This is a genomic window from Spirillospora sp. NPDC049652, from assembly GCF_040675125.1.
Lineage (GTDB): Bacteria > Actinomycetota > Actinomycetes > Streptosporangiales > Streptosporangiaceae > Spirillospora.
This window is the reverse complement of sequence record NZ_JBFAOF010000178.1, coordinates 1-10218: the sequence shown is the minus strand read 5'-3', so window position 1 is coordinate 10218 and position 10218 is coordinate 1. Positions and strand designations below refer to the sequence as shown.

7 protein-coding genes and 1 pseudogene are annotated in these 10218 nt (G+C 74.2%); 1 reads left to right on the top strand and 7 read right to left on the bottom strand.

The window, feature by feature from the left end:
- Positions 1 to 9: 9 nt before the first annotated feature.
- Genes AB0J52_RS14665 through AB0J52_RS14645 form a run of 5 tightly spaced genes read right to left on the bottom strand, consistent with a single transcriptional unit; the run spans position 10 to position 3404 of the window.
- Positions 10 to 303 (bottom strand): Na(+)/H(+) antiporter subunit B, encoded by a 294-nt coding sequence (locus AB0J52_RS14665; RefSeq protein ID WP_500182093.1) that lies wholly within the window; start codon positions 301 to 303, stop codon positions 10 to 12.
- A 7-nt stretch (positions 304 to 310) separates the two neighbouring features.
- Complete coding sequence (gene mnhG, locus AB0J52_RS14660) at positions 311 to 715, bottom strand: monovalent cation/H(+) antiporter subunit G (protein ID WP_500182092.1); 405 nt, start codon at positions 713 to 715, stop codon at positions 311 to 313.
- Positions 712 to 972 (bottom strand): MrpF/PhaF family protein, encoded by a 261-nt coding sequence (locus AB0J52_RS14655; RefSeq protein WP_500182091.1) that lies wholly within the window; start codon positions 970 to 972, stop codon positions 712 to 714. The genes mnhG and AB0J52_RS14655 overlap by 4 nt, the downstream gene beginning before the upstream one ends.
- Positions 969 to 1604 carry a Na+/H+ antiporter subunit E gene (locus AB0J52_RS14650; RefSeq protein WP_500182090.1) on the bottom strand — a complete coding sequence of 212 codons (636 nt, stop codon included), beginning with the start codon at positions 1602 to 1604 and terminating at the stop codon, positions 969 to 971. Before AB0J52_RS14650 ends, AB0J52_RS14655 begins: the two co-directional genes overlap by 4 nt.
- Before the next feature lie 6 nt (positions 1605 to 1610).
- Positions 1611 to 3404, bottom strand: a complete 1794-nt coding sequence (locus tag AB0J52_RS14645) for a thiamine pyrophosphate-requiring protein (protein WP_500182089.1) — start codon at positions 3402 to 3404, stop codon at positions 1611 to 1613.
- Between the two features lie 99 nt (positions 3405 to 3503).
- On the opposite strand from AB0J52_RS14645, the gene AB0J52_RS14640 reads away from it, so the two are divergent.
- Positions 3504 to 6449 carry an FAD-binding and (Fe-S)-binding domain-containing protein gene (locus tag AB0J52_RS14640; protein ID WP_500182088.1) on the top strand — a complete coding sequence of 982 codons (2946 nt, stop codon included), beginning with the start codon at positions 3504 to 3506 and terminating at the stop codon, positions 6447 to 6449.
- On the opposite strand, the gene AB0J52_RS14635 is transcribed toward AB0J52_RS14640, so the two are convergent.
- The gene (locus AB0J52_RS14635) at positions 6337 to 8820 is read right to left on the bottom strand and encodes an ATP-binding protein (protein ID WP_500182087.1); all 2484 of its coding nucleotides are present in this window, start codon (positions 8818 to 8820) and stop codon (positions 6337 to 6339) included. The genes AB0J52_RS14640 and AB0J52_RS14635 overlap by 113 nt on opposite strands.
- Before the next feature lie 100 nt (positions 8821 to 8920).
- Positions 8921 to 10218: pseudogene (locus tag AB0J52_RS14630) on the bottom strand (hypothetical protein); the annotation flags it as partial.

Here is a 10218-nt window from a genome sequence, read left to right as displayed (position 1 = left end):
CTCGCCGGCTCATCGTTCCGGCTCCTGCCTGCGGTCGGTGCTCGCCGCGCTGGGGTCGTCGTCCGGGACGTCCGCGCGGGTCTTGCCGATGGCGATCAGGTAGAGGGCCGGCAGGGCGATCGCGCCGACGACGAGCTGGGCGTGCGCGACGTCCGGCGCGCCGAGCACGACGAACAGCAGGCCGAGCAGGACGCCGACCGACGACAGCGCCATCACCGCGCCGTTCAGCGACCGGATCCGGACGGTCAGGACGCCGCCGGCGAGGATCAGCGCGAGGACGAGGTAGTCGAGCACCCAGAACATCCGCAGCTCACCCCCGCCGCTTCCCGGAGCCGTCCCCGTGGTCGCCGTTCCCGCCCCGGCCGTCGCCGGGGTCGCCGCTCTTCTTCGCGGCGTCTTCGAGCGACTCGTCCTGGACGGCTCCGTGCCACATGGGGACGCCGGTCCGGTAGGCGGCGCGGGCGAGCGCGTGCGCGGCGACCGGGTTCAGCACGCCCAGGAGGGCGACGATGAGCAGGGCGCGCGCGCCGTACTGGCTGAACGCGCCCTCGCCGATGACCAGCGCGGCCAGCGCGGGCAGGACGCCCATCGTGACGGTCTTGGACGAGCACTGGATGCGCGTGTAGACGTCCGGCATGCGCAGGATGCCCACGGCCGCGGACAGCGAGAAGAACAGCCCGACCAGGGCCGTCCCGGCGACGAGGGCCTCCCTCACAGCAGCCCCCGTTCGAGGTAGCGCGCCCAGATGATCGTCCCGAGGTAGCCGAAGGACGCGGGCCACAGCGCCGCGTCCAGGTACCCGGTGCGGTCGGCGTAGGCGGCGAAGAACAGCAGCGCGAGCATCGCCTGGGTCGTGAGGGCGTTCAGGGCGACGATCCGGTCGCAGGTCGTCGGCCCGAGCCCGAGCCGGACGGTCAGCAGCGCCGCCACCGCCGCCTCGGCGATCGCGACGACGAGGTACAGCGTGTTCATCGGCCCGCCCGGGAGCCGCTCGGAGTCCCCGCCCGGTCGTCCGTCCCGTCGCCGGCCCCGCGGGCGCGCCGCAGGATGCGTTCGACGTGCTCGTTGATCGTCTCGGGACGGTCCGGGACGGCGACCGCGTGGTACTGGAGCAGGCCGCGCCGGGTGTCCAGGTCGACCAGCTGGTTGTCCACGATGACCGAGGTGAGCAGGGCGACCGTGGTGATGCCCGCGTCGCCGCGCTCACGCGTCGGCACCACGACCATGCCGCTGCGCAGCGGCCGGGACGGCGCCCAGATCCGCCGTGCCAGCCGGACGTTCGCGACCACGATCCACCAGGCGGTGTAGACGAGCAGTTCCGCGGCGGCGCGCAGGCGGCGCGGCCGCAGCAGCGCCCAGGGCCCGGCCGCCTTCCCCAGCGGCGCGACCAGCAGCCCGGCGGCCGTGGCGGCCGCCACCCCGATGAGCAGTTGCTCGGCGGTGAACTTCCAGGTCAGCAGGATCCAGACGAGGAAGGCCCAGGCCGCCGGGGCGGCGACCCGGGAGCCCGCCCGGACGGCCCGCCGGAGCCGTTCCCCCGGCGCGGGCCGTCCCCCTTGCGCGGGCCGTCCCTCCGGCGCGGCGCGTCCTCGCGGCGCGGGCACGGGAGGTCAGCCCTTGTCGGAGCGGGAGAAGACCTCCTGGGCCTTGGCGCGCAGCCCCTTCCTGACGACGCCGGACGCGTCCGGGTCGCCCTTCATGATCGCCTCGGCGGCGTCCTTGAGCTGCGAGAAGTCCGCGTGCGGCGGGATGGGCGGGACGTCGGGGTCGCACCGGACGTCCAGCACCACCGGCCGGTCGGCGGCGAGGGCGCGGTCCCAGGCGGGGCCGATGTCCTCGGGCTTGTCCACGGCGATGCCCTCCAGCCCGATGGAGGTCGCGAAGGAGGCGTAGGAGACGTCCGGCAGCACCTGGGACTCCTCGAACTTCGGCGAGCCGCCCATGGCGCGCAGCTCCCAGGTGACCTGGTTGAGGTCGTTGTTGTGCAGGACGGCGATCACCAGCCGCCGGTCGCTCCACAGCTCGTGGTAGCGGCGGATCGTGATCAGCTCGGCGAGCCCGTTCATCTGCATCGCGCCGTCGCCGACCAGCGCGACCGCCGGACGGTCCGGATGGGCGAACTTGGCCCCGATCGCGTACGGGACGCCCGCGCCCATGGTCGCGAGGGTGCCCGACAGCGACCCGCGCATCCCGTGCCGGAACTTCAGGTCCCGGGCGTACCAGTTCGCGGCCGAGCCGGAGTCGGCCGTGACGATCACGTCGTCGGGCAGCCGCGCGGACAGCTCCCAGGCCAGCAGCATCGGGTTGATCGGGTCGGCCGGCATCCTCGCCTGCCGCTCCACGGTGTCCCACCAGCGCGAGACGTGCCCCTCGACGGTCTCGCGCCAGGACCGGTCGTCCTTGCGGCGCACCTTCGGGATGAGCGAGCGCAGCGTCTCGGCGGCGTCCCCGACCAGGTTGACCTCGGTCGGGTAGCGCATGCCGATCAGCCGTCCGTCCACGTCGATCTGGACGGCGCGGGCCTTCCCGAACTCCGGCATGAACTGGCTGTAGGGGAAGTTGGAGCCGACGATCAGCAGCGTGTCGCAGTCGCGCATCAGCTCGTACGACGGCCGCGTGCCGAGCAGCCCGATCGAGCCGGTCACGTAGGGCAGGTCGTCCGGCAGGACGTCCTTGCCGAGCAGCGCCTTGGCCACGCCCGCGCCGGTCAGGTCGGCGATCTCCATCACCTCGGCCGCCGCGTCCCGCGCGCCCTGCCCGGCCAGGATCGCGACCTTCGACCCGGCGTTCAGGATCTCGGCGGCCCGGTCGACCTCCGCGTCCGGGGCGCGGGTGACCGGCCGCACCAGGCCCGGCGCCGACGACGGGACCTGCTTGAACGCGTGCTGGGGCGGCTCGTACTCCTCCTCCTGGAGGTCGGCCGGGACGATGACGGCCGTCGGCGTGCGCTCGGCCATGGCGATCCGCAGCGCCCGGTCGAGCAGGTTCGGGAACTGCGACGGGACCGACGCCGTCTGCACGTAGGACGCCACGTCCTTGAACAGGGTCTGGAGGTCGACCTCCTGCTGGTAGTCGCCGCCCATCGCGCTGCGCGCGGTCTGGCCCACGATGGCCACGACGGGCACGTGGTCGAGCTTGGCGTCGTAGAGGCCGTTCAGGAGGTGGATGGCGCCGGGGCCGCTCGTCGCCATGCACACGCCCACGTGCCCGCTGAACTTCGCGTAGCCGACGGCCTCGAACGCCGACATCTCCTCGTGGCGGCTTTGCACGAACTTTGGCTTGTTGTCGGCCCGGCCGAGCGCGGCGACGAGCCCGTTGATGCCGTCCCCCGGATACCCGAAGATCTGCTCCACGCCCCATTCCCGCAGGCGCTCCAGCACATGGTCGGCGACTTTCGCGCCCATGGCGTCTCCTTTCGCTGGTCCTCCTTAGTGCCGTTCCCCCCGTCCATGCTTGAAACCCCTCCCATGCTTGAACGCCGGGGACGGGGTACGGGGACCGTCATGGCCATCGGCACCGTGCACAAGACCGAACCTCAGACCAGCCTCCAGGACGACCTGGCGGCGGCGGTGGACGGGGAAGTGCGGTTCGACGCGGGCTCCCGCGCCGCCTACGCGCACGACTCGTCCAACTACCGGCGGCCGCCGATCGGGGTGGTGGTGCCCCGGAACGTGGACGCCGCCGTGGCGGCGGTCGAGGTCTGCGCCCGCCACCAGGTGCCGGTCCTGTCCCGCGGCGGCGGCACGAGCCTGGCCGGGCAGTGCTGCAACGAGGCCGTGGTCATCGACTGGTCGAAATACTGCAACCGGCTGCTGTCGTGCGACCCGGAGGCCCGGACGGCCCTGGTCGAGCCCGGCATCTGCCTGGACGACCTGAACCGGCAGCTCAGCGACCATCGGCTGATGGTCGGGCCGAAGCCGTCCACCCACGACACCTGCACCATCGGCGGGATGATCGGCAACGACTCGTGCGGCGCGTCCGCGCAGGCCTACGGCAAGATGACCGAGTCGGTCATCCGGCTGGAGGTGCTCACCTACGACGGGCTGCGGATGTGGGTGGGCGAGACGTCCGACGAGGAGTACGCGCGGATCGTCGCCGAGGGCGGGCGCCGCGCGGAGATCTACCGGGAGCTGCGGCGGCTGCGCGACGACAACCTCGCGCTGATCCGCACCCGGTACCCCGACATCCCGCGCCGCGTGTCCGGCTACAGCCTCGACCAGCTGCTGCCCGAGAACAACTTCCACCTGGCCCGCGCCCTGGTCGGCTCGGAGTCCACCCTGATCGTGGTGCTGCGCGCGGAGATCTCGCTGGTGCCCGTCCCGCCGTACCAGTCGCTGGTGGTGCTGGGCTACGACGACATCGCGACGGCGGGCGACGCCGTCCCGGAGATCGCCGCCTGCGAGCCGCTGGCGCTGGAGGGCATGGACGACTACCTGCTCGACCTCGCCAAGACGCAGCACCTGGCCGACGAGGAGACGCTGGCGAAGATGCCGGAGGGCGCGGGCTGGCTGATGGTCCGCTTCGGCGGCGACAGCAAGGCCGAGGCCGACGAGAAGGCCGACCGGCTGATGGAGACCGCGTCCGGCTCGTCCACACCGCCGCGCCGCAAGTTCGTCCACGACCCCGCCGACGAGGAGCGGCTGTGGCGGGTGCGGGAGGCCGGGCTCGGCGCGACCGCCTACCCGCCGCACCGCCCGGACACCCACGAAGGCTGGGAGGACGCGGCCGTCCCGCCGGACCGGCTCGGCGACTACCTGCGCGACTTCCAGGCGCTCGTGGACGAGTTCCACTACGACCCGGTGACGCTGTACGGGCACTTCGGGCAGGGCTGCGTGCACACCCGCATCCCGTTCGACCTGTCCGACCAGGAGGGCGTGGAGCGGTACCACGAGTTCGCCAAGCGGGCCGCCCGGCTGGTCTGCGACTACGGCGGGTCGCTGTCGGGCGAGCACGGCGACGGGCAGTCCCGCGGCGAGCTGCTGCCGCTGATATTCGGGGAGGAGGTCGTCGCGCTCTTCGGCCGCGTCAAGGGGATCTTCGACCCGGGCCACCGGATGAACCCCGGCCGCGTCGTGGACCCGCTCCCCCTCGACAAGTACCTCGACCTGCCCGGATACCACCCGAAGCGGCAGTTCCTGCACTTCTCCTACCCGGAGGACGACGGCCGGTTCATCCACGCCGCCGCGCGCTGCGTCGGCATCGGCAAGTGCCGCTCGACGTCCGGCGGGGTGATGTGCCCCAGCTACCGGGCCACCCGCGAGGAGGAGCACTCCACCCGCGGCCGGGCCCGGGTGCTGCAGGAGATGATGCGCGGCGACGTCGTGGACGACGGCTGGCGCTCGACCGAGGTCCGCGACGCGCTCGACCTCTGCCTGGCCTGCAAGGGCTGCAAGAGCGACTGCCCGGTCAACGTGGACATGGCGACCTACAAGGCCGAGTTCCTCGCGCACCACTACGAGCGGCGGCTGCGGCCGATGTCGCACTACACGATGGGCTGGCTGCCCACGTGGGCGCGGCTCGCCGCGCACGCCCCCGGCCTCGCCAACGCCGCGCTCGGCACCCCCGGGCTGGACCGGATCGTCAAGCGGCTGGGCGGTATCGACGAGCGGCGGGAGCTGCCGCGCTTCGTGCCCGAGCGGTTCACCGACTGGTTCCGGCGGCGCCCGCCCACGATGACCGGCGACGGCCCGGCCGTGGTGCTGTTCCCCGACACCTTCACCAACTCCTTCCACCCGCACATCGCGAAGGCGGCCGTCCGCGTCCTGGAGGCCGCCGGGTACCGGGTGCGGGTGCCGTCCAACCCGGTGTGCTGCGGCCTGACGTGGATCTCCACGGGGCAGCTCGGCCGGGCGTCCAAGCACCTGCGGCGCACCGCGCGGATGCTCGCGCCCGCCGTGCGGGCGGGCGTCCCGGTCGTGACCCTCGAACCGAGCTGCACGGCCGTGCTGCGCTCCGACGCGCCCGAGCTGCTCCCGGACGACGCCAACGTCGCGCGCGTCCACGACGGGACGCTGACGCTGGCCGAACTGCTCGACGAGCGCGAGGAGTCCGAGGGCGGGACGTCGCCGGTGGCGTCCCACGGGCTCGTCGCCGGGCTCGACCGCGAGCCGGTGACCGCGATCGCCCAGCCGCACTGCCACCAGCACGCGGTCATGGGGTTCGAGGCCGACACCCGGGTGCTGCGCCGCGCCGGCGTGGACGTGGACGTGCTCGACGTCGGCTGCTGCGGCCTGGCCGGCAACTTCGGCTTCGAGCAGGGCCACTACGACGTCTCGACCACGATCGCCGAGCAGGGGGTCTGGTCCGCCGTCCGGGACGCCGGCCCCGGCACCGCGATCATCGCCGACGGGTTCTCCTGCCGGACCCAGATCGAGGCCGGGACCGACGCCCGGCCCCGGCACCTGGCCGAGATCCTCGCCGACCTGCTCCCGGAGGAGCGCCCGTCGTGACCGGGCTCCAGGCGTCGGCGTACACCGTCCCGACCGATCTGCCGGAGGCGGACGGCACCCTCTCCTGGACGTCCACGACGCTCGTCCTCGCCGAGGCCGAGGCCGAGGGGCACCGCGGCGTCGGCTGGACGTACGGGCCCGCGCCGATCGCCGAACTGATCACCGGCACGCTCGCGCCGGTCGTCGCCGCGACGCCCGGCCGCAGCGACACCACCTCGCGGGACTGGTCGGCGTCCAGGTTCATCGCCGCGCCGACCACGTGCCGGTCGTCGAAGGCGGGCAGCCGGTGCACGACCTTCAGCGCGGTGTTCTTGATGACGTCCGGGACGAGCTTGGTCGGGATCTGCTCGGCGACCACGATCCCCTCGCCGTACGCGCGGATCTCCGCCAGCAGCCCCGCGAACAGCTCGACCGCGTGCGACGAGGTCCGCTCGGGACCGCGGTTGCGCAGCAGCCGGTGCGCCTCCTCGATCACGATCACGTGCCGCAGCCCGCCGGACGGGCCGTGCGCCCGGGCGCGCATCCGCAGGTGCTCGACGATCCGGATGATCAGCGTGCCCATGAGGAACGCCTTGTCCTCGTCGTTCGCGACGTCCTCGATGGCGAGGACGATGTTGTCGCGCAGCAGCCCGCCGATGTCGGCGGGGTGGCCGCCCTCGAAGAACCGTCCGGCCGAGCCGATCCGCAGCGACCGCAGCCGGACGTCCACGAAGCCCTGCACGTCGGCCATCAGCTCGCGGCCGTACCCGACGTCCTGGATCACCTGGAGCGCCGCGTTCTGCAACTGCTCCAGCGTCGGGACGGTCGGCTCGATCAGCGAGCCGGGCACGCCGCCGCCGGTCACCACGTCCCAGCCGCACGCCTCGTACACCCGCTGGAGCGCCTGCGCCATGATCTGCGGGAACGGCTCCTCGGCGTCGAACGCGGCCTGGAACAGCGCGCGGACCATGTCGATGTGCGCCTGCACCGGGTAGCCCGGCTCGGGCGCGAGCGGGTTCACCGACAGCGGCACCGCGCCCGGGTCGGACGGGTTGACCACGGTGACCTTCGCGCCGAGGTCGGCGATCCGGCCCGCCATCGCGGCGTACTCGGACTTGGCCGGCTCGATCGCCAGCCACGGGATGCCGGCGCGGGTGAGCTGCTCCAGCAGGTGCCGGACGGTCTGCGACTTGCCGCCGCCGGTCGCGCCGGTCACGAACACGTGCCGGTTGACGGTCGAGCGCGGCACGGCGAACCGGCCGACGACGCGGTCGTGGCCGTCCAGGATGTCGCCGAGGCCGATCGCGCCGTCCTCGGGCTCGTCGCCGGTCTCGGACGTCACGTCGAAGTAGCCCGCGTCCAGGACGCGCAGGCCGGGCACCTCGCGGCGCGGGAGCCCCGCGAGGGCGGCGAGCGCGCCCGCCGTCGCGGTGAACCCGAACCGCTGCTCGGCGTCCGGCAGGCCCGCCCCGCCGAGGCGGTCGGAGCCCGCGCCCGGCCGGTCGGGCGCACCGCCGATGCGGTCGGGGGACGCGTCCGCGGCGAGCGTTTCGGCGAACCCGCCGGCGCCGCGTCCCGACCGCAGCCGGTAGGGGTGGTGGCCGATGTCCAGCGAGCCGACCAGGACGGGCGCGATCTGCGCGAGCTCCGCCTCGGACGCCGCGCCCGCCAGCACCCGCACCCGCCAGAGGCCCGCCTCGCGGAACGCGTCCAGCTCGGCGACCCGGCGGTCGGCGCGGGCGACGGCGAGCCGGGCCTGCTCGTCCTCGCCGCGGCGCAGCATCCGCAGCTCGTGGTGGAGTTCGCGCATCTCGGCGTCGAGGTCCCGCTCGTCGCACGGATCGGCGACGACGAACCAGCCGAACGGCCGCTCCATCAGCGTGACCAGCGTCGACTCGAACAGGCCCGGACCGGGGTCGCCGCCGGCGGCGGGGCCGGGCGGGGCGAGCCGTCCGGGGCAGCGCGTCCAGACCATCCGCTCGGCGCGGTCCAGCCACTCCTCGCCGACCGGGACGCCGCGTCCGCCGGACGGGAACAGCAGCCCGCTGCCCGCCCCGACCGGACCCGCGTTCGTGACCAGCTCCAGCGGCGCGCCGCCGCCCCGCGACAGCCAGCCGACGACGAACGGGCGGCCGAGCCGCGCGGCCGACAGCGCCGCCGGGAGGACGCTGACGAAGTCGCCCTCGGCGGACGGGCCGCGCTCGGGCGCCGGGATCGCCTGGATCCGGTACCAGGGCCCCGGCAGGACCGCCTTCGGCGGCGGCTCCCCGTACCGCGGCTGGACGTTCGTCCAGTCGTCCGCGGACGCCGCCTGGGGGCGTTGCCGCGGCGAGAAGCTCGGTGGCGGGGAACCCGGAGGGCTCGGTGGCGGGGAACCCGGAGGGAAGGTCACCCGTGCATCCTTACCCTCCGCCCGGCGTGCCCGCCACCGCCTCGCGTCCGCTCCGCCCGCCGAGGCGGGACCTTCCCGGCCGCCACCGGGCGGTGATGAATCAGCCCGCCGCTCCGCCGCCGTCCGGTCCGGCTCCTGGCTCGGCCTCTCCGGCCGCTTCGGGTTCGGGGAGGGCCTGCTGCTCGCGCAGGTACTCCTCGAACTCGATGGTGTGCGCGGTCGGGAGCGTGATGATGCCGGGGTTGGCGTCCACCAGGAGCGTCCGGCGGCCCGCGCCGCCCGCGTGCGTGAACACCATCGCCGTCGGCGGGAGCTCTTGGAGCTGCGCGGGCTCGACCACCAGCTCCCGGTGCCGCTGCTTGCCCTCCGGCGTCCCGAGCAGGCTCCGCCCCCAGGACGTCGCCGTGCTGATCTGCTCGACCAGCACCGAGTCGTCGGCGGCCGGGCCGGGCAGCGGCGTCCACGCCGGGTCGGTCAGGCCGTCCCCGCGCCGCCGCGCGAACGCGACCGTGCTCGCGTACCCGTCGGACGGGTCGGTGAGGTTCTCCCCCACCACGTCGGTGATCTCCGCGACCAGCAGCGGCGGCCCCGCGCCGATGTGCTCGGCGGCGACGCGCGCGTCCTCGGTGTTGCCGAGCCGCATGAACCCGACCGCCGCGTGCCCGCGCCGCCCGAGCCGCTCCCGCACGTGCGGGGTGATGGAGCGGTACATCAGGACGAGCCCGGTGCCGGTGGCCTCGCAGGCGTCGATGAGCCGGTCCAGGACGTCGCCGCGCAGCTTCTCCGCGCCGCACAGGAACAGCGTGTGGTCCCAGCGCCCGGACGGCGGGGCCTCCCGCACGCGGTGCGTCAGCGCGGTCGCGACGTACGTGCCGAGGACGCGGTTGGTCAGCACCCCCGCCCGCCGGTCCATCGAGATCACGTGCAGCCGCGACGGCGGCAGCCGGACGGGCTCGGTGGCGAGCCGCTCCAGCTTCCGGAGCTGCGCCTCCAGCGCCCACGCCCGGCGGACGACGATCCGGTCGGTGGCGTCCCGCCCGAACAGCGACGCCACCCGGGCCAGCTCCGCGTCGGTCAGCAGCCCGCGCCGCAGGTCGTCGCGCGGGTCGCCGACCTGTGCGAGCACCCGCAGCGCGGCCGTGATGCGCGGGATCGTCGCGTCCGGCCCGAGCACCTCCAGGATCCGCTCCAGGATCGAGTTGTCGAACGACAGGTCGCGCGTGCCGCCCTCCTCCTCCCCGGCGCTCACGACCAGCGACAGGACGTCGGCGAGCGCCTCGGGGGCGAGCCCGCGCGTCGCGTCCAGCCGGGGCAGGTCGCCGGGCAGCACCCACACCAGCGGATCGTCCCCGCGCTGCGCCGCGACGCCGAGCAGGTCCCGCGCGACCGCGCCCTCGG

Excerpts from the sequence above, each read along its gene's own strand:
- AB0J52_RS14640 (WP_500182088.1), top strand. The coding sequence starts at position 3,504 with ATGGCCATCGGCACCGTGCACAAGACCGAACCTCAGACCAGCCTCCAG.
- AB0J52_RS14665 (WP_500182093.1), bottom strand. The coding sequence starts at position 303 with ATGTTCTGGGTGCTCGACTACCTCGTCCTCGCGCTGATCCTCGCCGGC.
- AB0J52_RS14645 (WP_500182089.1), bottom strand. The coding sequence starts at position 3,404 with ATGGGCGCGAAAGTCGCCGACCATGTGCTGGAGCGCCTGCGGGAATGG.
- AB0J52_RS14655 (WP_500182091.1), bottom strand. The coding sequence starts at position 972 with ATGAACACGCTGTACCTCGTCGTCGCGATCGCCGAGGCGGCGGTGGCG.